Origin of the sequence: Streptomyces celluloflavus, assembly GCA_000720995.1 — a bacterium.
Taxonomy (GTDB): domain Bacteria; phylum Actinomycetota; class Actinomycetes; order Streptomycetales; family Streptomycetaceae; genus Streptomyces; species Streptomyces celluloflavus.
This window is the reverse complement of sequence record JOEL01000032.1, coordinates 1-20,813: the sequence shown is the minus strand read 5'-3', so window position 1 is coordinate 20,813 and position 20,813 is coordinate 1. Positions and strand designations below refer to the sequence as shown.

Sequence of the window (20,813 nt, the reverse complement as noted above, 5' to 3'; positions counted from 1 at the left end):
CTGCGGGGACCTGCGGGGACCTGCGGGGACCTGTGCGTAACGCCCGTCCCGTGTCCTCCGTTCCCGGTCGCCCCGTTCCCGCCTCCATCCCCGTCGCCCGCCCCGTGTCGCACCGCGCACCCCCTACCGCCCATCCCGTGACGTTCGTCCCGTAACGCCGCGCACCGACACCTTGCCCTGACACCGCGTCAACGCATCTACCACGCCCATGACGCCCTGTCAGATCCATGCGGCCACCCGAGTGAAACACGCTCCGTCGGACTCACCAGACATGCCGAAAAACGTATTGGCGGGTTACTTGGTGTGTGCCCATCGGCCGTGGCGAGCACTGCGCCACGGTGTTGCCGGAGCACAGCGAAGGAGTCTCATGTCGTCGCCCCTCGCCAAGCGGTCCGTCGGAACGAGCGCGTCCGTATTGCTGGCCCTGCTGAGCGTCCTCGGCCCCACCGGCCGCAGCGCTGCGGCGGACTTCGGACCATCCGCTCCACCAGGAGTCGACTGGGAGTCCATCGCCGCCTGTGAGAGCAACGGCCGCTGGCACACCAACACCGGCAACGGCTACCACGGCGGCCTCCAGATCGCCCCCGCGACCTGGCGGGCCTACGGCGGCAAGCGCTACGCCCCCCGGGCCGACCTCGCCTCGCGCGAGCAGCAGATCGCCGTCGGCGAACGCATCGCCCAGGACCGTGGTCTGACGCAGTGGCCCGTCTGCGGACGCCGCGGCGCACCGAGCGCCAAGTCCCCCCAGGCGACGAGTACCGGCGGCAACACCGGTAACACCACCGGCAAAAGCACCGCCGGCACCACCGCTCCCCGGTCCCCGTCGGCACCCCGTACGCACCACCGCCGCCCCACCACACCCGGCGCCACCACCGACCACACCTACGTCGTGCAGCCGGGCGACTGCCTCTCCACCATCGCCCAGCGCACCGCCGTCCCGGGCGGCACCCAGGCCCTGTACGACCTGAACAAACCCACCCTCGACGAGGGCCCGGACCACATCTACCCGGGCCAGCGACTACGCCTGCACGCCTGACCCCGCCACCGCCCAGCGCCCGCAGTCCCACCGGCGGCCATGTCCCGAGGACATGGCCGCCGCGCGGTCCGTGCCATACGGCTCCGGGGCGGTCCGGGACCGGTGCACGGGTGGTCTACCCGAAGGGGCTGTCGGGGTATGCGGCCCCGGTGGGCTCCGCCGGGGCGCGGCGAGGGTCCTCCGGTACGACGGCGATGGCGTCGGGTGCCGGGGCGGATACCTGCTCCTGTTTCGTGCCGGGCGGCAGGAAGCAAGGGGTGTTCACCGAGAAGGCAAGCTGGGTGGGTGGCATATAGCTCTGCATCGTGACAAAAAGATTGTCCTTGCCACCCCTGTCTCCCATCAGCGCCCACGGCTTCTTGGTCTTGTCCTCACGCTAGCCGTCGAAGCGGCCGTCACCGGCGGACTCGCCCCCCTTGCCGTAGCAGTCACGGAACTCCTTGCTGACCGTCTTGCCGTCGACCTTCAGTTCGTACTCTGAGGTTCCCCCGCAGACCCGGCGCTGCCGGCTGCCTAGGGGACATCGATGCCGACGAAGCCGGTGGACTCGGGCCCGGGTCCCAGCCCGTCGAGATCATCTGACGGGTCTTCGAAGCGCCGCACGACCTCAGCGACTTCCCTGTCGCTGGACTCGACGCAGAATCCGTTGCCCTCGGGATCGGCCAGCACCACCACGGCCAGTCCGCAGCTCCGGTTCGTCCAGTACTTCTCCACGACCCTCGCGCCCAAGCCCGTCAGTCGGGCTACCTCCGCCTCCCATGCTCCCTCAACGGGGTTGAGCCACAGACGCGTTCGGCTCCGCGGATGCCCCGGTGCGCGCTCCTCCACCAGGTAAAGCCGCATCTCTCCCCCACCGCGCGGGGCGATGTTCACCCCGTCCTTCCCCGGCCCGACAGGGGCCTCCAGGACAGCGCTCCAGAACTCGCCCAGCTTGAGGGGATCGGTGCACTCCAGCTCGACCACACGCATCGTCAGGCCCATCCACCCACCGTACGCTCGGGCCCGCTACCGCGCTGGGGGACGGATCGAGGAGGCGGAACTACGACCACAGCTCGTCGAGATCCTGTTCCGTGGGATTGGACGGTGCCTGCGCAGGGACAGCGAGGAGGGTCAGGCGCGGTCGTACACCCAGGCTCGGCCGGTCTGGCGGTACTCCTCCACCGGGATCGGCTCGATACCGGTCCGCAGCCGTGCGGTGTACAGCAGTCCTTCAGCCGTCGCATCGTGAGCCGGTGACAGCGACCGTCGTACCGGAGCCGGGCGGCGTCCTGCTCAACGACGAGGGCAGAGCCGGTCGCGTACGGTTGCTCGGGCCTGCGCTGAGCCGGTGTGGCTGCGGGAGGGCGCCGGGCCTGCCCCTCCCTGGCCTTGGCCTGCTCGTAGTCGCACCACCGTCGCCGGATCGCTTTCCCTGCGTTCAGGGCTTCGTCGGCGAGCCGGGCGAACTCTTCGCGGGGCCGGTGGCGGACAGCTCCCCTCACGACGCCATCGGCAGCGCCGCCCCCTCGCGCCACTTGAGGATCAAATGGGGTGGGGCGGGGGCTGACCTGCGACTTCGCCGCGAAAACCCTGCGGACCAGGGAAAACTACGCTCGGTAGTTCTCACCGGTCCGCACGGTTTTTCGGTGTGTTGTGCCCTGGGTGTGCCCTGCGAGGGCACACCCGCCACTTGCTCGACTCCGCAGAGTCCCAACAACCCCCGCGCGACCGAACATCCATCCGACGGTAGCGTGTCGGGCGACTGTGCACAGATACGGGGAACGCCGGGGAGGGCGTATGGGGGGCTATTTCAAGGTCGAGGCGGACAATCTCGGACGCCTGCTGAAGGACCTGCACGACAGCCAGGACAACATGCGCAAGGCGCTCGGCGCGATGAAGGACACCGGCCCGAAGTCGACGGGAGCGGAGGCCCTGGACAACGCCTGCGACGAGTTCCACGACAGCTGGGACAACGCCATCAAGAAGATCGCCGATGGTACCCAGGCGATCGAGGAGAAGCTGAAGCAGGTCAAGCAGAACTACGAGTCGTTGGAGCACGCACTTCGTGACGCCTTCGCGAAGAACGCCAAGTAGGCGCCGCACAGTTCGCGTTCACCCGAACCGTCCCTCTCTCTGACCTCCGGCAGGTGCCTCCATGACCACGCGAGACTTCCCCGCCCTCGGCTTCAACCCGGCGCCCGGCGAGCTGGGTTCCATCGACTCCCTCACCGGCAAGCTCGACACGGCCAAGCGTTCCCTGGACTCCGCCCACGCCGTCCTGTCCCGCATCGGCAAGGGCGGCGGCGACTGGGAGGGCGACGCGGCGAAGGCGTTCGCGGAGAAGGTCGGCGATCTGCCGAAGTACGTGAGCGACAGCCGCGATGCCATGCGCGACGCCGTCACCCAGCTCCGCTCCTGGCATACCGCACTCTCCTCGTACCAGACCAAGGGGCGTCAGTACGAATCGGAGGCTGCCGCGGCCAAGCAGACGGTGGCCACCCGAAAAACCGAGAGCGAGCACGCGGTCAAGGCGTACAACGAGGCTGCCGCCAACCCGGACCTGCGCCTGGCGGGCGCCTACTACACCGACCAGGCTGCCCTGGACTCCGCGCAGAAGAGGATAGACGCGGCGAGCGATCGTCTGGACAAGGCGGACACGGCCCTCGACTCCGCCCGCAGCCGTCTGGACTCCGCCACCCACGAGCTGGAGGCGATCGTCAAGAAGGCCGAGGAACTCCTCGGCAACCACCAGGACGAGGCTCGGGGCGTCGCCGACCGCATCCGGCGAGCCACGGAGAACGCACCTGACCCGGGGTTCTGGGAAAGCCTTGGCGACTTCTTCACCCGCATGGGCCACAGCATCCAAGAATGGTGCACCAAACACGCCGACCTGCTGAAAGAGATCGGCGACTGGCTCTCGATCGCCTCCAGCATCCTGGGTGTCGCCTCACTGCTCACCCTGTGGTGCCCGCCGCTCTCCGGCGCCTTGGCCCTCGCCAGCGCGGGTGCCTCCCTCGGAGCCCTCGCCACGCACGGGGCGGCGAAGCTCGGCGGCGCGGACGTAGGGGTGATGGACCTCGTGGGCGACGGTATCGGGGTGATCCCGTTCGGGAAGTTCGGCACCGTCGCGGCGAAGGGGGCCAAGGTGTCCATGAAAGTGGCGCAGATTGAAGGCCGCACCATCAACTCCATCGACAAGGTCAAGAAGATCGAGGCCCTGCGGGACGCCGGATTCACCGGCCGGGCCCTGACGGGCAGGTCAGTCTTCGGGAGGGGTCCGGAGTACGTGCACGGCAGCGAGGTCTTCACCACCACCGGGTTCGGCAACCGCATGAAGCTGGCGTGGACCAGCCACGTCCAGGATGTCGCGGGGGCGAGCCTCAAGGAGGCGGGGCTCAGCAAGGGCCTCACCAAGGTTCTCGACAGCGGCCTCACGCCCGAAGCTGTCAAGACGTCCCTGCGCGGGGCCATGAGAGCCGATGGATCCATCGACCCGCTCTCCTGGTGGTCCAAGGGCCCGCAGTTGGCCCAGCAGGTGCCGGGTGTGGCCATCGACGCCCACAGCCAGCTCACTGATCCCAGTACGCCGGCTGCGGGGAGGCTCTGATGTCCGCGTACCCGCAGAATGTGTCGCTCACCCTGGACACTCCAGAGGGTTTCCACGAGCTGCCGCTGCACCTCCCGCCGGACGTTCTCGACGCCGCCTTGTGGGAGCTGGCGGAGAAGATCTGGCCGGGCGGTACGGAGTTCCAGCGCGAGACCACCGCCGTCGTTTATTCCGACCTCACGACGGCTCTGACCGCCGACAACGTCCTTCACGCGTCCGTCGCCCTCTACGAGACGGAGGACGGCGCCGCGAGCACCGCCCACCTCCTGGTACGGGCGGATGCCGTGGACCCGGAGGAGCCGGAAATCGTCGCCGCATCATTCCAAGAGACGCTCTCCTTCGACGAGCACCGCAGCGTCGCCCGGGTGGACCTGCCCTGCGGCCCAGCCGTGCTCTCCCTGCACGCCACCGAGACGGAGGGCGAGGCCGTCCTTCCGTCACTGGGGTTCGCCCACGTCGAGTTGTACATACCCGCTCCGGTCCGGGGCTGGCTGGTGGTGCTCGCTCTCACGACGCCGTGCTTCGACGACCTGCCGCGGTACACGGGCATCCTGCGGCAGATCGGTGAGTCCTTGGTCATCCGCCCGGCGGAGCAGGCGGACGACCTTCCGGAGCCGCCAGCGGCCGGCGACGTGCGCGCGGTGTTCGGTTAGGAGATCCGACATGACGAGACGAGACACTCCATGACGCTCACCTTCACCCGCCACCCCGACGCCAAGCGCTACGAACTGCGCCCCCGAGATGCCGCCGCCGTCCACGTACACCATGGCGCCCCCAACGGTCACCCTCTACCCGACGGATGCAAGCCACGCTTCACCCTCGCCGCCGACCCTGCCGGTGCCGAGCCACTCGCCGTGATCGTCCGGCAGAACGGCGGCCACCTCGCCGTGCTCACCCCGGACCACGAGCACCTGGCTGAACTGCGCCTGCCGCCACGCAAGAAGCGGCGGCGGCCCACGTACGAGATCCACCTGCCCGACGGCACGGTGCTGCGCGGTCGGGAAGGGACTGCGCCATCCCTGCTCTTGTGGCTGGTGCTGCTGCCGTTCGTCCTGCTCTACCTGGTTGGCATGGCGCTCTCCGACGTCCCCTTCGACGGCATCGGCTCCCCACTGCGAACGGCCTGGAAGCGACCGGGTGAGCCCTTCAGCCGAGCGGCCCTGACCGAGTCCGCGCGCGGCCGGTTCCGTGTCCCGGGTGACGGGCTCGACCACCGGGTAGCGTACGCGCAGGCGGTGGCGAAGTACTGGGAGCGGTGACCCGGCGACCAGCTCATAGTCCCCAAGCCCCCGGAACGCCCGTGTCGGAGACCCGGTATCGTCCCTCGAACGATCAGTTCACGGAAGGCACCTACCGGCGCGCTGCTCACCGGCGCGGGCGTGACCACCTGTGCCAGCGACCCGTTGTCATTCGCTCGACGACCAACAGCAGCGCCAGGATTCCTGAGGTGAGCCCTAGGCCCTTAAGGAACTCGACTGTGAAGCCGCCACTGTAGAGGACCAGACCGGTGGCCATGGCACAGACGACGAAGGCGAGGACTAATACAAACTGGGCCAGTCTGACGAGCGGCATTAGTGCGCCCAGCCTGTGTGGTTCTGACCCGGAGTCTGGCTCCACTCCTTGAACGTGAATCGTCAGATGCTGGTCGCCACCGGCTTGATACACGCGTCCCTCGCCCTCGGCCTGGGCATGCATGTTCCACCGAGAGTGCTCTTCACCGTGCCGGCCTTTCGCCTTCATCGCTGCTTTCTCCTGATGCTGGTGGACAGCCAGCACTTGCTTGGGGGGATCACAGAGAGCCGAGCTTACGAGCACACTCCAGGCCGATGTCACCGATGAACTTGAGCTGAAGCCCGGCAGGGTCCCCAATGATGTAGTAGGCGAAGACGCCAAGGCCCACAGGTACGTACAGCCAGGAAAACCTGTCGATCAGGTGCGACCTGTAGGACAGGCGTTCACGAAGGACGATGAAGCACGTTGCACCCACGATGACGGCTCCCAGCGAGTAGAGCACGGACCACCAAGTCGATGGGTCGGACTTGTCGGTCCACACGGCGCGCGTGCTGGCGCCCGCGATCGAAAGTGGAAGCAGTGGGGCCAAGGCGAGAAGGACGCTAAGCAACGTCTCCCAGATCCCGCCCCAGGAACTGCCTCCCGTCTCGTAGTAGCCCCAGTCGTCGTCTTCATCCTCGTCGTCATCGTCGTCTACGTCAGGAGGTGAGCCATGAAAGTGAAACTCCGTGATGTGTTGATCACGGCCTGCTTGGTAGACGCGCCCCTCATCCTCGGCGCTGGCGCGCATGTGCCAAGGGGCGTCGTCTTCGTGGTCCCAGTGGCCCGTGCTCATCGCTCGCTGATGAACTGATTCCCACCGGCTTGATACACGCGTCCGTGATCACGGACCTCGGCGTGGAAACTGGTATTCGTCCGGGGCGAGCCAGCTTCCCCGAGCCTCGACAGCAAGGCTTCGAACTCCGATGCAGCCACCGGATCCTCCAGGAAGAGAGTCAGCATCCGCCCTTGCCAGGCGGACTGAAGAGCCTGACGGACCTGTTCGACTTCGCTGGCAGGGGCTGCGAGAAGAGTCGAACGGGTCGTCTCAAGTTCCCGTTCCAGTTCACCAGCGGAGTTCGGGCGAAACTGTTGCCACAATGTGACGACGCCTGATCGAAGCGTGTTCCATCCGTCCGTTGCCATCGCCGATACCACGGCGGTACCTCCCGCACTGGCCAAGGCGATGAGTGTCGGGTCCACGGTGTCCCCTCCCCGTTGTGTCCGCACTTTCGACGGATAGTGAATCAGCAACTCCGGGATATGGGCTGGCGCTTCAGACAACTGATCAACGAACCGACTCACCTCCGAGAAGGAGCCACTGCATGGCACCTCATGGCAGAGGCTCAGTTCCTGTCCGACGGACGTCGTGGCCGTTGACAAACGTGTAATGCATGGACAGCGGCTGTTGGATCAGGCACCGTCATATACCCAGCCTCGGCCGGTCTGCCGGTACTTCTCCACAGGGATCGGAGCGACGCCGGTTCGCATCCGGGCGATGTACAGCAGTCCATCGAGGTGATCGATCTCGTGGTGGATTAGGCGGGCGAGGCCACGTTCGTACACCGTGGTCACGGTCCCTCCGGTCAGGGCCGTGGTCTCCACCGTGATCTTCAGTGGTCGGGGGACGAGGCCGCGGACGTCGAAGAAACTCAGGCAGCCCTCGTACTGCTCGTCCGTCTCCTCGGAGTGGATGATGATCTGCGGGTTGAGCAGGGTGATGGCGGGGGCGTTGCCGGGTGGCTGGACGACGGCTGCGGCGCGGCCGATGCCCATCTGCGGGGCGGCTAGACCCATGCCTTTGGCGAAGGGGTGGACCTGACCGATCCGCTCCATGGCAGCGAACAGCTCGTCCACGACGTGCTCAGCTACGTCTCGCTCGGCGGGCAGCTCGAAGGCGCGTGCCGGTTCGGCGAGGATGCCGGCGCCGCGCTGGACGACCCCGAGGTCTCGCATCTGCTGGCTGGGCCGCACGTCGATCACCTGAACTCCCCTTGTTGTGTGTCGGGTTCGGGCTGTGCCCGGAACCGCCATTCCAGACGGTACCGAGCGTGCAGGGCGGGTGTGGTCGTGATCCACGTGAATTGCCGTAGGTCGCCGTCGTCACTGCGGACAGGAGGTGTGCGTAGCGGGGTGGCTTCGGCGGTCATGGAGGTCTCGGTGCCCCACACCGCCGGGTCGAGGTCGGAGGGGAAGACGAGCTGCACTTCGAGTTGCTCGGTGGGGAGGCGGACGGCTCGTTGGAACCAGTTGCCCCACTTGTCGTGGCCGACGGTGTAGGCGTACTCGATCCACACGGACTCGCCGGGGTAGAGCGGGAAGCGGCCGTGTTCGTTGTCGAAGAGCAGCCAGACTTCCTTGAAGGCGTCGCGGTCGTGCTTGGCCTGCCAGCGCATCGCCTCGCCCCGGCAGGTGGCGGTGAGGTCTAGTTCGTCCCAGGTCAGCGGGTGTGCTCGGTAGTGGGCGTTCGACCGTTCAGGGTCGCCAGGGTAGCGGTCGACGGAGATGCGGATCAGGTAGCGGGTCACCGGCTCCTCGCCGGTGTTCCGCAGCCGCCGTCGCATCGTGAGCCGGTAGGAGCGACCGTCGTAATGGAGTTGGGCGGCGTCGTGCTCGACGACGAGGGCAGAGCCGGTCGCGTACGGCTGCTCGGGCCTGCGCGGAGCCGGCGGGGTCGCGGGGTGACGCCGGGCCTGCTTCGCTCTGGCTTTGGCCTGCTCGTAGTCGCACCACCGTCGCCAGATTGCCTTCCCTGCGTTGAGGGCCTCGTCGGCGAGCCGGGCGAACTCTTCACGGGGCCGGTGGCGGCCGGATTCCACATGGCTGACGTACGACGGGTCGAAGCCCATGGCCTGCGCCAAGGCCCGCTTGGACATGCCTCGTACTTCCCGCCACCGCGCGACCTCTGCCGCGAAATTCTCGGCCGCCTGCTCGACGGTGATGTCGTCGTCCTGCGCTTCCATCGAAGCCCCGCCCCGCGTCCTCGTTGGTGAGCATGAGTGAACCGTGAGTGATCCCAGTTCATCATCCCGTCACGGCTCACGTCTCCGGTTTCCTTCCCTCACCGACCCGGATCGACCCTTCCGGGCAGACGAAGGAGGCGACGCTCCATGCGCGTGCTGTACCTGCTCAACATCTCCAACCCTGACCAGCTGTCCGCGGATTCGGGATGGATCTTCGCGGATCTGCTCGCCCCCGCCCTGGCCGATGCTGGCGCGGAGGTGACCGTCGCGGCTCCGGCTGCGGCCGGGGATGCTCGCTGCGGCTTCCACCAGACGAAGGTGCCGGGAACGAAGTACCGCGCCCGGTTCTCCGCGGACATCGACGAGTTGGTGGCGTTGGTCCGCGCTGAGAAGCCGGATGTCGTCGTGGCCAACCAGATTGAGGAGGCGCCGGCGATCCGCACGGCCCTGTTGGAGGTCGGATCTGACGCGTTGCTGGCCGGCTACTGCCACTACCTGCCGTTCTCCTTCAGCGGTGGCGGTCAGCTCCTGCTCGATCCGTCGCTGAACGACGTGGGGTTGGGGCGCCCGGTGTTGCTGGCGTTCGCCGCCGGGATGGCGGCCTGTGACCGGGTGATGGTGCACTCCTCTACGGCCGCCTCATGGCTGTCGGCCGCCGCCGCCCGTATGGCGGTGGACCTCGCTGACCGGTTGCGGGTCGTTCCCGCGCCGCGTGACGAGCGGCTGGTTCGTGATCCCGTCACGGCCTGCCGTCAGCAAGGCGCTGCGGCGATCGGGGTCTACAACCACCGGCTGTACGCGCACTATGGGACCGAGCAGTTCGTACACCTGGCCCGAGATCTGGTGGCCTCCGGTGCGGTGCATCTCCAGGTCATGGATCTGTTCGGCCAGCGCCGCGCCGCTCGTACGGGCCTGGACGACAGCCCCGAGCGGATGCGTGACCAGCTCGCTGCCCTGCCGCACCTCCAGATCGTCTCCGACCGCGGCGACCGCATCCGCTACAGGAACCTGCTGGCCGACGCCCGCTTCGGCATCGCTCCGTTCAGGCCCGGCTGCCCGTGGTCCATGAGCGTGATCGACTGCCAGGGCATGGGCCTGCCGGTCATCGCCCCGCGCCTGGGCTGGCTCGCCGAGCACATCGACCCCGAGCTGTGCTTCACCACTCCGGCCGAGGCCGTTGCCTTGGCCGAACGCCTCGCCACGGACGACGAGTTCCACGCCGTGCACGCCAAGCGGGCTCACGCCTCCACTGCCGACTTCGCTCCCGCCCTGGTCGCCGCTCGCTACTTGGAGGCCCTCTCGTGACCGAATTCGATGCGGTCTTCCTCTCCTACGACGAGCCGATGGCCGACCGCCTGCGCTCCCGGCTTCAGCGGACGCTCGGCGGCACGGTCAAGCGTCTGCACGGCGTGCACGGGATGCACCGGGCCTACCGGCTGTGCGCCGAGGTCGTCGACCGCGAGCAGTTCTTCCTCGCCGACGGCGACTTCGCCGTCGACACCGGCTTCGACCCGGCCGCCGTCGAGCCGCTGGGCGAGGGCGTGTCCATGCGGGTGTGGCGGGCGGTCAATCCGGTCAACGGCCTGACCTACGGCTACGGCGGGCTGAAGCTGATCCGCCGCAGTGCCCTGCGCGAGATGGGCGAGGCGGTGGATGTGCTGGCCGCGCTGCCCGGCCGTGTCGAGTTCGCCGAACAGGCCGCAGGTGTCACTCAGTTCAATCAGAGCCCCTTCCATGCCTGGAAGGCTGGCTTCCGCGAGTGCGCGATGCTCGCGCGTGGGAGTGAGTACGGCATGGCGGGCGAGGACGCCCGCCACCGGGTAGCGGCATGGATCAACAGCCGGGACGGGGAGTTCGCCACCTACGCCGCGGCAGGGGCCCGTGAGGGCGTCGCCTTCGCCCGCGCGGCTGCCCGGGATCCAAAGGTTTTCGACCACCTCAACGATCCGTCCTGGCTGTGGAGCAGGTTCGCCGCCGCCCACGGGGATCAGGCGGTGGCCGGATGACCGGCGGCCCCCTTGTACTCATCGAGCCGTACGCCGACCGCTTGGGCGGGCACCATCAGCGCACGCTGGTGGCACTCGCCCAGGCTCGGCCCGGCAGCCTGGTCATCGCTCCGAACGGGATCGCCCGCGACGCGGTCACGGCCCTGCGCGAGGCAGGCGCCCGGCTGGTGACCGCACCGACTGGGCGCTTGGCGACCGTGCTGCTGGCCGCCTCCCGGCTCGCGGCCGGGCTCTCGACGATCGGGCAGAGAGTCTTCTGCTCGCGCCGCTGGCCCCGCCGTCTGCGGAGGCTGCCGCACCAGGTCACCCTGGTGGCCCGCTGCCTGACCGAAGCGTCCGTCCTGCGGACGGCCCGCCACCTGGAACCCGGCGCCGAGGCGGTGGTGATCCTGACCGCGAGCGAGGCCCTGCACGGAGCCGCTGCCCTCCTCGGCGGCCAGCCGCACCTGCGGTTCGTCCACGAGCAGGTCACCACCGAGGACGCAGCCGTGCGGCTGCTCGGCCGGCTCGCCCGCCGAGGCGAGGGGCGGACTGTCGCGGTGTACCCGACTCAGGCCGTCGCTGATCAGTTCGCCACGGCCTTCCCTGAGTTGCCCGGAGTGCTGAGGGCCTTCGCGGTCGACGACGGCCGCCGCCTGACCGACGCCGAACGCGAGGGCGGCCGGGCGGCCTTCAACATCCCCGCCGCCGAAGCTGTGGTGTGCCTGATGGGCGGCTGGTGGCCGTACAAAGACATCGCCACCGTCCATGCTGCGCTGACCCGCCTGACCGAGCCGCTGCATCTCGTGGTCACAGGCCAACCACTCGACACAGCCGTACTGGAACGATGGCGGGACCTGCCTAATCTTCACCTGCATCTCGTGGTCGGCCCCGTCGCGGAAAGCGTGCTGCGGCTGGTGTACGGCGCCGCCGACGCTGCCCTGGTAGCCCGGCACCCAGGCGTCGGCAAGGAATCCGGGCTCGTGATGGACGCCGCCCGCCTTGGTGTCCCCCTGATCGTCTCCGACCACGACCCGCATCTCACTGCCCGTCTACGCGAGCAGCCCTGGGCCCTGACCTTCCCCGTCGGCGACCCGGACAGCCTCGCCGACGCTTTGCACGCCGTGATCCGCCAGCCACCCGCACGGCCCGGACCCGAGGCGCCGGGACTGCTGGGGATGTGGACCGCCACCGAGCAAGCCGACTTCCTCACCCGGACCTTCGCCTCACTGCGTACGAAGGAGTCCCGATGCTGAGCACGCCTCCCGCTCTGATCGCCGTCATCGGCCCCGTCGAGCCGCCTCTACTGACCGCCTGGGTCCGCCACTACCAGCGGCTGGGCATCGAGCGAATCCTGATCGCCTTCCACTTCCCCGATCACGTCCCCGACGCCCGTCGGCACGAACTCCAGGCCGCCAGCCGCGAGCTGGGCATCATTCCCACCGGCACCAGCACCGGCCCGTGGCACGAGCACACCAACACCCAGCTCCGCGACGCTCTTCGCCACAAGGCCGGACCGGGCTGGCATCTGCTCGCCGACGCCGACGAGTTCCAGCAGTACCCCGCCCCGCTCCCGGAGGTCATCACCCAGGCCGAGAGGTCCGGCCACCGCGTGGTCGGTGGGCTGATGCTCGACCGCGTGGCCGCGGGCGGACACCTGGCCGGCTGGAGCCCCGAAGACGGACTCGACCTCGCCTACCCCCTCGGCGGCCACCTCACCCACCGGCTCCTGCACGGCGACCCCCGAAAGATCGTCCTCGCCCGCCACGACGTCACTGTGGCCTCCGGAAACCACCGGGCACCCGGTCGCCGGCCGGACACCGACCGCATCTGCGCGGTTCACCACTTCAAGTGGCGCTCGGGCATCCTGGACGACCTCCGACGACGCGTCCACCACTTCACCTCCGGCACCTGGCAGGAACAGACGCCAGCCGTCCGAGACGAGGCCAGCCGCCTGCTCGCCCACGTCGGCCAGCATCGGGGCGTGATCAACACCAGCGACCCGCGGTTCGCCTTCCGCCGGGTCAGCCTGGACCGGATGCCCTTCAGCTGGCCTGACGAGGCCCGCAGCATCTTCACCACCTGGCGGCCGTACGCGCACACCGGCCAGGATTAGAGAGAATGCCCAGCTCGCGGATACCTCACAGAAGGGATGACCACGTGCCCCTCGCCGTTCTTCTCGTCGGCCTGACCGGCTCCGGGAAGACCACCGTCGCCAAGACCCTGGCCGACCACGGCTACATCCGGCTGTCCGTGGACGAGGAGGTGCACCGCCTCCACGGCCGGTACGGCGTGGACTATCCCGAGCACACCTACTTCGAGCGCGAACGCCCTGTCGTCGAGGCGACCCGGGAGCGGTTCATCAAGGAGATCGAGGCCGGTCACGACGTCGTCCTCGACCATGGGCTGTGGCGCCGTAGCGCCCGCGACGCCTGGAGGCAAGCCGCCCGTGAAGCGGGCGGCCACCCCCTCGTCGTCTACCTCCCCGCCGACCGGGAGGAACTGCTCCGGCGCCTCACCGAGCGCAACCAACGTGAGGACGCCAATGCCCTCACCGTGACACCCGAAGCACTCGACGACTTCTTCGCCCGCTTCGACCCACCGGCCGAAGACGAAGAGGTGATCGTCTACACCGGCGATCAGGACGAGCTCGTGGCCGCGCTGTCCTCGGCCAGGTCGAGCTGAAGAGGCAGGCCGTGTTCGTCATCGACGTCGGCGGCGATCCGCGAGCTGTTCGCCCATCGCCGCGGGTGCGGGCTGTGGTGTGAGCGTGGTGCGTGCGGTGCGGCAGGTGCTGCTGGCGCGGGCGGCCTGTGCGCGCCTGTTCGGCTGGGCGGTGATGCGCCAGTTGAGGACTTCGGCGGGCCGTTCTGCGGTGTCGAGTTCTCGGTGGGCGGCCACTTCGGCCAGGAGGTGGCGGGGGCGGTGGCCGGCGGTCTCGGCGCGGGCGAGGGTGGTGGCCAGGGCGTGCCAGGCAGGGTCGGCAAGGATGCGGTCGGCGTGGTCGGGGACAGCTGCCCGCACGTCTGCCTCGAATTGCCGGGCTGTGGCAGGGCGGGGTGCACGGCGGGTGAGGTCCGCCAGGACCGGCTCGGCCGCTTGGCGGTAGCTGTCCTGCAGGTGGCGGACGGCTTGTTCGGCTGCGGCGGCCTGCTGTTCGTGGCCGCGCTGTGCGTGCCACTTGGCGGCGGCGCGGGCCACGTGCAGGGCCGCGAAGACCACAGCGATGGCCAGGCCACCGGGAAGGTTGGGGGCGTACGCGAGTTCCTTGGCGGCTCGGCGCAGTTCGGTGGCGGCTTGGTGGTCGGCCCGGATCGCCGAGCGGCGGGCGCGGTTGAACGCCTGGGCTGCCGCTTGCAGTTGCTCCTGGTGCGGGCCGGGTGTGGCGCGGGCGAGGTTGTGCAGGATGTCACCGTAGGCTTCCAGGTGCCCTTGGGCCACGGCGTCGTCGCCCGCGTCGAGAACCGTGCGCGCCGTGCGCACGGCGGATTCGGTACGGCGCCACGAGCCGGCTGGGTCCGCCACCTGCTGGGGTCGGTCGGCCACCTCCTGGGTGGGGAGGCGTTCGGTCAGGCGGTTGTAGGACAGGTCGGGGGCGAGTTTGGAGCCGCCGTACCAGATGGTGTCGCCGGGTGCGGTCAGGCTGTAGCCGTCCACTTCGCCGGTCTTGGCGCTGATGCGCGGCTTGACCTGGATGCCGAGCGAGCCCAGCACGGTGAAGTACTCGTCGATGCTGCGTACGGAGGCGGCGACCGCGTACGCCTGCTCGCGCAGCCACTCCCGCGCGGTCACGTCCTGCCCCAGGCGCTCAGCCTTGGCCCGCTCTGCCCCGGTCGGCGTGCGGGGCGCGGTGAGGTCGCCGGACTTCAGGCGGCGCAACCCGAACTCGGCCTCGATCCTGCGGCACTCCTTCTGGGCCCGCCAGCCGTCCCGGTTCGTCCGAGGCCGGCGGCCATCGGCCCGGACGCTGGTGGCCAGGATGTGGATGTGGTCATCCGCGTGCCGTACTGCGATCCACCGGCAGGCTTTCTCGTCGCCCTCGGGCGCGATGCCAGTGGCGGCGACGACGCGGCGGGCGACCTCGGCCCACTCGGCATCGGTCAGGTAGCGGTCACCCGGCGCGGTGCGCACCGGACAGTGCCACACGTGCTGCGGCGGCTTCTTGCCGCCCAGCTCGCGCGTGCGCAGGTCGACGTGGTGGTCGAGACGGTTGGCGAGTTGGGTGTAGGTGACTTCGGGGTCGCGGCCGGGGTCCGGGGCGCCGGTGAGGTCCCAGGCGGCGACGATGTGGGGGTCGGTGTGTTCGTCGCGGCGACCGGGGCCGAAGAGGTAAGCGATCAGTCCGCGGGTATCGGAGCCGGTGGAGACGTCAGGCACCATGAGCGGCACCTTCCTCTACGAGCTGGTCCATCAGCCGGTAACTGGCCGCGGCGGCTTGCTCGATGTGGTCGAGTACGGCCTCGGTGCGCTCGGGTATCGCACCGGAGTGGACGGCCATGGTGATCTGGTTGAGGTTGGTGCCGATCCGGTTCAGCGCCTTGGTGTGTGCCTCGATGGCTTCCACCAGCGGGCGGATGGGGTCGTCCTCTGGGCTGCCGACCATGTTCGCCTTGCCTAGCGCGACCGCGAGCGCGGCATCGCCGACGAACCCGGCGAACGTCTGGCCGCGCCGCTTGGCTTCGTCACCGATGGTCTGTACGGCGGTCGCGGTGAAGCGGATGGTCTTGTCTCGGTCGCGCTTCTCGGTGGTGCGCTTGCGGTTCATCCGCGTGGGCAGCACCGGGGCGTCAGGCTCACGCCACGAGGGCTGCTCGACAGGCAGTCGTTCATCGGCAGGCACGCCGGCATGCGGGACAGCGGGGTGCTCGGCGCTGTCGGCGTGGGGCGCGGCGTTGGGCTCGGCCTTCCCCTCCCCAGGCTCGGGTGCCCGCTGGCGCCCGGCCCCCTCTTCCTCCGCCACCCCTGGGGCGGGGGCAAGCGCGGACGAAGCCTCGTTAGAGGCTCGTTCGCTCCAGCTTGCTGCTGTTCGTCGGGCCAGGCCGAACCATCCCCAGCGGCGGGAGGACGCGGGGTCGGTGTCGTTGTCAGTGTGCATGGTGGTGCTCCAGTGGCAATGGGGGTGGGGCTGTGTCACGTCCGTTGCATGCGTCCCATGCCTGGTCAGCACAGGTACGGACACGAGCCCAGGTACGGAGAAGAGCGTCCCGGCGAGAAAGTCCGTCCCCGCGCTGACCTGCGCGGGGACGGTTGCGACGCACTGCTACGGACTACGCCCCTGGTGGGATCAGAGAGTTCGCTTCGCCCTGGAGGGACCACCTGGCGGGCCGACGGGCAACGAACCTGCCGGGGCGGCAGGCGGCTTGCCCTGGGCCGGACAGGCAGGCGCGCCGCCGTGTGCGGGCTCGGATGTCGCCCCGGTGAGGTGGGGGCAGTGGCGGGCCCAGCCGTCCAGGAACCGGTTGCGTGTGTACGCCTTGGCCTGCCTGCCGCCCGCGAAGCGGTAGTTTGCCGGGCGGATGTCGAAGTCCCGCAGCAGGAAGCCCAGGTGGTGGGCGTTCAGTCCCTTATTGCCGTGTTCCGCCCACGGGGCATCGGCGTTCTGGATCAGCGCGGCGACCAGGTCCTGGCTGGACAGGACCTCGGGGTTGTTCGCCCGCTCGAAGATGCGGTGGATGTCGCGCAGCAGCCGCACCTTCACGTTGGTCTGCTCGTCCTGGACCGCCTCGAAGCGGGTCATGGCCACGCACGCGGCACGGGCCTGGGCGGGCCAGTGACCGCCGGCCAGGTCGGCGATGATGACCAGCGGCTCCCAGGTATCCGCCGCCCGGTCCTCCACCGGCATCTGCGGCACCGTACGGGCCGCCGTGCTCCGCAGCGGCCCCAGCCAGGCGGCCAGCCGGCCGCGCAGCGCGTTGAGTTCAGGTGCTGCGTACCGCGAGCGGAACGGGGCGACCTTCTCGCCGGGCTTGCGCTTTTGTATCCGCAGCACGACCGACCGGTCTGTGATGGTGTCGGGCAGGTCACCGATCCCCGCGATCGCGGCCATCGCGAAGGTGGGAACGGGGTGGGCTTGTGTTCCGGACCTGAGATCCGCCAGGCGGGCCGGTTGCGCTGATGGCCCGCGTTCAGCAGACCGCGCAGGATCTCGCTGTCGCCACTCGCCTTGGGGCCGAAGATGGTGTCCGCCTCGTCCACCAACAAGGTGGGCGGGATCTTGCCGATCGTGCGGAAGACGACCGCCGGAGAGGTGTTCACCGTCATCATCGGGTCGTGGACCGTCTCGTAGAGCACGTCCAGCACGCGGGACTTGCCGCATCCCTTGGTCGCACTTATCACCGCCAGGCGGGGCGCGTGCTGCAGAGCGGTCTGGATGTGCGTGGCCGCCACCCACAGAGTGACCGCGGTCAGCGCCTCCTGGCTGGGCAGCACCACGTACTTGCCGATCGCCGCCCGCAACTCATCCAGCAGCGCGGCACCGTCACCGGCTGCCTCGACGCCGGCACCTTCAATGGTCCCCGATGCCCGATCCCTCATCGGGGACCGAGGCGTTGTGCTGCACGGTCTCCTCCACGGGACCGCCGGTCCCCAGCGACTGCCGCGGATCAGGCTCACGGTCCCCGTTGCGGTCCCCTGGTGCAACGCCCGCATCTTGGGGAGCGGTCCCCGTTTTCGCGCCGCTGTCCTGCACGTTTCCAGCGGACGTGGAGATCGGGACCGCGGCTTTCGGGGACCGGGCACATTGCGGGGACGGTCCCCCGCCGCCGCGTCAGCGGCACGCTGGTTCCCGCGCGCTTCCACGCCCGCCGATCGCTTCGCACCTTCCGGTGCAGGGGGCTGTGTATCCGCCTGGTCCCCGCGACGCTGGGGGATGCCCTGGCCGGGGATTGCGGCCGTGGGCCAGACCGTGGGGGATGTGTCCGTGGTGTTGGGGGACATAGGGTCCTCCATAGACGTTCCTCTCTGGCAAGGGGCAGGACGGGCTAGGTCCCGCCCCTTGCAGGCTCGTTCGTTCAGGGATGGGTGCTGCGCAGGGGAATCTCCGGCCCTCGGCGTTGGCGCGCCGAGGGCCGCGCTGCTCCGGCGCCGGCTACGCCGTGAGGTCGTACGCGGACTGGGCAGTAAGCCACGCATCCACCTCCGTCCAGCGGTAGCGGAGGTGTCGGCCGACCTTGAGGGCGTTCGGGCCGATCCGGCGGTGGCGCCACTGGTAGAGGGTCTTCACCGGCACGCCGAGGTAGACCGCGACCTCCTCCGGCGTGGCCAGCGGCGCACGGCCCGCACCACCGGCATCGGCTGCGGGGTGGGGGTTTCGGGGCAAGGGGCTCCTTCACGGGAATGGCGGGATGGACAAGACAGCCACAGGTTGCCTGCGACGTCCAGCGGCATTGTGCGGAAATTTCACGGCCGCACCAAACGGCACTTCACCGAGTGGGATCAAAACCGTAGACCCGAATCCCCGGTTGCCGAAATCACGCCGGAAAGCGAGAGGCTCCGCCTGGCTTCTTCCCGGATCATCTCCACCCCGCGGAGCATGCCAGCCGGCACCGAAGCACCAGGCCAGAACCACCACGACCCCCCAGACCGGAGGCCATCAGACGCCTCCCCGATTTCGCAGCGCGGGACCATACCATGAAAATCCGGCTTCGCCGAGCTGCCTAAATAACCGGCGCCAAAAAGTTTTCCAGGATGCTTGAGCAACCCCTTGCCATGGCCGGTCTTTTCGAGTTACAGCTATCCGTCATGGCTACCCGACCAATTGAAATAGGCCCCGCCGGAATCCGAACCGCGCGCAATATCGAGCGCCTGCGCCTCGCGCGCGGCCTCTCCCAGCAGCAGCTCGCCGAGCGCTGCACCGCCCTCGGGCGCCCCATAACCAACACCGCCCTCAGCCGCACTGAACGCGGCCGACGCCGCTGCGACGTAGACGACCTCGTCGCCATCGCCACCGCCCTCGGTGTGCCGCCAGCTGCCTTGCTGCCCTCGTGGACAGCCCACGGCGTCGTCTCTCCCTCCGCAGCCCGGACCCTCAACCGCATACAGGGGGCCCTCCTTGGCTGAGGTGTACGACCGATGGCACAAGACCTTCCCCAAAAAAGGCGACGACGAGTGCCCGGAGCACAAGGGCAAGGTCCCCACGGCCGACCACGGCAAGGGCAAGCGCTGGCAGCTGCGCTACCGCGACCCGTTCGGCAAGCAGCGCAAGGAGAACTACGACCGCGAGGTCGACGCCGAGGCGGCTGCGGCAGCCGTCGACAACGACCTGCGCCAGGGCAAGTACGTCGACCCCACGGAGGCGAAGAAGACGCTCAAGACGTACGCCCGCGAGTGGCTCGGCGACGCGACCGCCGGTATCGGCACGGTGGACGCGTACACGGGCATCGTCCGCAACCACATCGAGCCGCACTTGGGCCACCTGGAGCTGCGCGCCCTCAACCGCCCTTCGCTCATCCAGAGTTGGGTGAAGAAGCTCCAGGGCGCCGACCTTGAGGCGTCCACCATCGGCCTGGTCAACTCCGTACTCTCCGCCATGCTGGACGCCGCTGTGGAGGACGGGCTGCTGCCCAAGAATCCGTGCAAGTCCAGCTCGGTCAAGCTACCCAGCAAGCCGAAGCGGAAGATCATCCCGTGGAGTCTGGAGCGCGTGCACGCGGTCACCGCCGCGCTGCCCCACCGCATGCAGTGCGGGGGCAAGTTGGCGTTCGGCTGCGGGCTGCGCCAGGGCGAGGTGTTCGGCTTCAGCGAGGACGAACTCGACTTCGACCGCGGCGTGGTTCACATCAACCAGCAGATCAAGCTGGTCCGTTCGACTATGGTGTTCGCCCCGCCCAAGGGCAATCGGCTTCGCACCGTCCCCATGTCGGACCGGCTCGCTGCCGCGCTCAAGGCCCATATGAAGGAGTACCCGCCGGTGCCCGTGGCGCTGCCGTGGATCAAACCCGACGGTGAGCCGCGCACGTACCGGCTGCTCTTCATCGACGACCAGGGGCGCGCCTACCACCGCAGCGTCTTCAACCAGTACGTCTGGAAGGGCGCCCTCGCCGACGCCGGAGTCATCCCGCCGCGTGAGAAGGGCTCACCGCGCTACGCCGCCGCTCCCGACGACGGCATGCACGCCTACCGCCACGCCTATGCGTCCGTCCTCCTCGACGCCGGGGAGAGCATCAAGGCGCTGTCCGAGTACCTCGGCCACTCGGACGCCGGCTTCACGCTGCGCACGTACACGCATCTGATGCCGAACAGCGAGTCCCGTACGCGACGGGCGATGGATGCGGCATTCGCCCGAGCTGGCACAGACACTCCGACCGCAGCACCCGCGAACTCCGAGGGCACGCCGACCGGGGCAGAACCCTCCGCCATGTGCCCTGCGTGTGCCCTGGCCGCCTGATCGCAGTCCGCGGTGGACTGCCCGGTCGCCGCTCAATCAACCCAGATCAGCGGGTTTCAGCAGGTCAGAGCTCGACCCTCACACCCGACCCCTCACGACGCCATCGGCAGCGCCGCTCCCTCCCGCCACTTGAGGATCTTGTCGAAGCTGACCACCGCGCCCCGGCGGCCCGTGCGGTTGCGGTAGTGGACGTGGTCGGTGAGGGCCTCGATGAGGAAGAGGCCCCGGCCGTCCTCTGCGTAGGCGGGGGCCTGGGTGGGGGCCCCCATGAAGAGGGGGCCGGCGGGGACGCCCCCCCGGGGGGCGG

Annotated in this window: 21 protein-coding genes and 2 pseudogenes; 12 read left to right on the top strand and 11 right to left on the bottom strand. The window is 69.0% G+C overall.

Translation table 11 applies throughout. The annotated features are described in order from the left end of the window. Positions 1-367 precede the first annotated feature (367 nt). A complete protein-coding gene (locus IH09_RS24995) occupies positions 368-1,036 on the top strand; it encodes a LysM peptidoglycan-binding domain-containing protein (protein WP_052859729.1) in 669 nt (222 codons plus the stop codon). A 115-nt stretch (positions 1,037-1,151) separates the two neighbouring features. On the opposite strand, the gene IH09_RS24990 is transcribed toward IH09_RS24995, so the two are convergent. Further along, positions 1,152-1,379 (bottom strand): hypothetical protein, encoded by a 228-nt coding sequence (locus IH09_RS24990; protein WP_052859728.1) that lies wholly within the window; start codon positions 1,377-1,379, stop codon positions 1,152-1,154. Positions 1,380-1,549: 170 nt separating this feature from the next. Then, on the bottom strand, positions 1,550-2,017 hold the full coding sequence (locus tag IH09_RS24985) for a VOC family protein (RefSeq protein ID WP_052859727.1): 468 nt from the start codon (positions 2,015-2,017) through the stop codon (positions 1,550-1,552). Positions 2,018-2,812: 795 nt separating this feature from the next. Between IH09_RS24985 and IH09_RS24980 the strand changes: the two genes are divergently transcribed. The 4 genes from IH09_RS24980 (at position 2,813) to IH09_RS24965 (ending at position 5,881) form a co-directional block, all read left to right on the top strand. Continuing rightward, positions 2,813-3,109 (top strand): hypothetical protein, encoded by a 297-nt coding sequence (locus tag IH09_RS24980; protein ID WP_052859726.1) that lies wholly within the window; start codon positions 2,813-2,815, stop codon positions 3,107-3,109. Between the two features lie 61 nt (positions 3,110-3,170). Continuing rightward, positions 3,171-4,622 (top strand): putative T7SS-secreted protein, encoded by a 1,452-nt coding sequence (locus IH09_RS24975; protein ID WP_052859725.1) that lies wholly within the window; start codon positions 3,171-3,173, stop codon positions 4,620-4,622. Next, the gene (locus IH09_RS24970) at positions 4,622-5,275 is read left to right on the top strand and encodes a hypothetical protein (RefSeq protein WP_052859724.1); all 654 of its coding nucleotides are present in this window, start codon (positions 4,622-4,624) and stop codon (positions 5,273-5,275) included. The genes IH09_RS24975 and IH09_RS24970 overlap by 1 nt, the downstream gene beginning before the upstream one ends. A 30-nt stretch (positions 5,276-5,305) precedes the next feature. Continuing rightward, positions 5,306-5,881, top strand: coding sequence for a hypothetical protein (locus IH09_RS24965; protein ID WP_052859723.1), 576 nt, complete (start codon positions 5,306-5,308; stop codon positions 5,879-5,881). A 530-nt stretch (positions 5,882-6,411) separates the two neighbouring features. Here IH09_RS24965 and IH09_RS24955 read toward each other — a convergent pair. From IH09_RS24955 to IH09_RS40165, 4 genes are all read right to left on the bottom strand, one after another. Continuing rightward, complete coding sequence (locus IH09_RS24955) at positions 6,412-6,969, bottom strand: hypothetical protein (protein ID WP_052859721.1); 558 nt, start codon at positions 6,967-6,969, stop codon at positions 6,412-6,414. Next, positions 6,966-7,376 (bottom strand): hypothetical protein, encoded by a 411-nt coding sequence (locus IH09_RS39310; protein WP_143682201.1) that lies wholly within the window; start codon positions 7,374-7,376, stop codon positions 6,966-6,968. Before IH09_RS39310 ends, IH09_RS24955 begins: the two co-directional genes overlap by 4 nt. Before the next feature lie 210 nt (positions 7,377-7,586). Beyond that, the gene (locus IH09_RS40170) at positions 7,587-8,156 is read right to left on the bottom strand and encodes a peptide deformylase (protein ID WP_052859720.1); all 570 of its coding nucleotides are present in this window, start codon (positions 8,154-8,156) and stop codon (positions 7,587-7,589) included. After that, entirely contained in the window at positions 8,153-9,136 is a 984-nt protein-coding gene (locus IH09_RS40165; RefSeq protein WP_052859719.1) for a helix-turn-helix domain-containing protein, read from the bottom strand. Before IH09_RS40165 ends, IH09_RS40170 begins: the two co-directional genes overlap by 4 nt. Before the next feature lie 147 nt (positions 9,137-9,283). On the opposite strand from IH09_RS40165, the gene IH09_RS24940 reads away from it, so the two are divergent. Genes IH09_RS24940 through IH09_RS24920 form a run of 5 tightly spaced genes read left to right on the top strand, consistent with a single transcriptional unit; the run spans position 9,284 to position 13,806 of the window. After that, positions 9,284-10,441, top strand: a complete 1,158-nt coding sequence (locus IH09_RS24940) for a glycosyltransferase (RefSeq protein WP_052859718.1) — start codon at positions 9,284-9,286, stop codon at positions 10,439-10,441. Then, positions 10,438-11,142 carry a hypothetical protein gene (locus IH09_RS24935; protein WP_110952560.1) on the top strand — a complete coding sequence of 235 codons (705 nt, stop codon included), beginning with the start codon at positions 10,438-10,440 and terminating at the stop codon, positions 11,140-11,142. The genes IH09_RS24940 and IH09_RS24935 overlap by 4 nt, the downstream gene beginning before the upstream one ends. Further along, positions 11,139-12,377, top strand: a complete 1,239-nt coding sequence (locus tag IH09_RS24930; protein ID WP_052859717.1) for a glycosyltransferase — start codon at positions 11,139-11,141, stop codon at positions 12,375-12,377. Before IH09_RS24935 ends, IH09_RS24930 begins: the two co-directional genes overlap by 4 nt. Further along, on the top strand, positions 12,371-13,237 hold the full coding sequence (locus tag IH09_RS24925; RefSeq protein ID WP_052859716.1) for a glycosyltransferase family 2 protein: 867 nt from the start codon (positions 12,371-12,373) through the stop codon (positions 13,235-13,237). Before IH09_RS24930 ends, IH09_RS24925 begins: the two co-directional genes overlap by 7 nt. Before the next feature lie 44 nt (positions 13,238-13,281). Continuing rightward, positions 13,282-13,806: an AAA family ATPase gene (locus IH09_RS24920; protein ID WP_318279539.1), complete on the top strand. Its 525-nt coding sequence runs from the start codon at positions 13,282-13,284 to the stop codon at positions 13,804-13,806. 18 nt (positions 13,807-13,824) lie between these two features. Here IH09_RS24920 and IH09_RS24915 read toward each other — a convergent pair whose 3' ends face one another. The 4 genes and pseudogenes from IH09_RS24915 to IH09_RS24900 form a co-directional block, all read right to left on the bottom strand. Continuing rightward, on the bottom strand, positions 13,825-15,501 hold the full coding sequence (locus IH09_RS24915) for a relaxase/mobilization nuclease domain-containing protein (protein ID WP_052859714.1): 1,677 nt from the start codon (positions 15,499-15,501) through the stop codon (positions 13,825-13,827). After that, positions 15,491-15,961, bottom strand: a complete 471-nt coding sequence (locus IH09_RS24910; RefSeq protein ID WP_318279538.1) for a MobC domain-containing protein — start codon at positions 15,959-15,961, stop codon at positions 15,491-15,493. The genes IH09_RS24915 and IH09_RS24910 overlap by 11 nt, the downstream gene beginning before the upstream one ends. A gap of 444 nt (positions 15,962-16,405) precedes the next feature. Further along, positions 16,406-17,641: pseudogene (locus tag IH09_RS24905) on the bottom strand (DUF3631 domain-containing protein). A gap of 567 nt (positions 17,642-18,208) precedes the next feature. Next, complete coding sequence (locus IH09_RS24900; protein WP_172450984.1) at positions 18,209-18,439, bottom strand: helix-turn-helix domain-containing protein; 231 nt, start codon at positions 18,437-18,439, stop codon at positions 18,209-18,211. Between the two features lie 422 nt (positions 18,440-18,861). Between IH09_RS24900 and IH09_RS24895 the strand changes: the two genes are divergently transcribed. Together IH09_RS24895 and IH09_RS24890 are read left to right on the top strand one after the other, a co-directional pair. Continuing rightward, entirely contained in the window at positions 18,862-19,179 is a 318-nt protein-coding gene (locus IH09_RS24895) for a helix-turn-helix domain-containing protein (protein ID WP_052859769.1), read from the top strand. Beyond that, positions 19,172-20,506 carry a tyrosine-type recombinase/integrase gene (locus IH09_RS24890; protein WP_205379092.1) on the top strand — a complete coding sequence of 445 codons (1,335 nt, stop codon included), beginning with the start codon at positions 19,172-19,174 and terminating at the stop codon, positions 20,504-20,506. The genes IH09_RS24895 and IH09_RS24890 overlap by 8 nt, the downstream gene beginning before the upstream one ends. 92 nt (positions 20,507-20,598) lie before the next feature. Here the strand turns inward: IH09_RS24890 and IH09_RS24885 are convergent. After that, positions 20,599-20,813 (bottom strand): annotated as a pseudogene (locus IH09_RS24885) (ATP-binding protein); the annotation flags it as partial.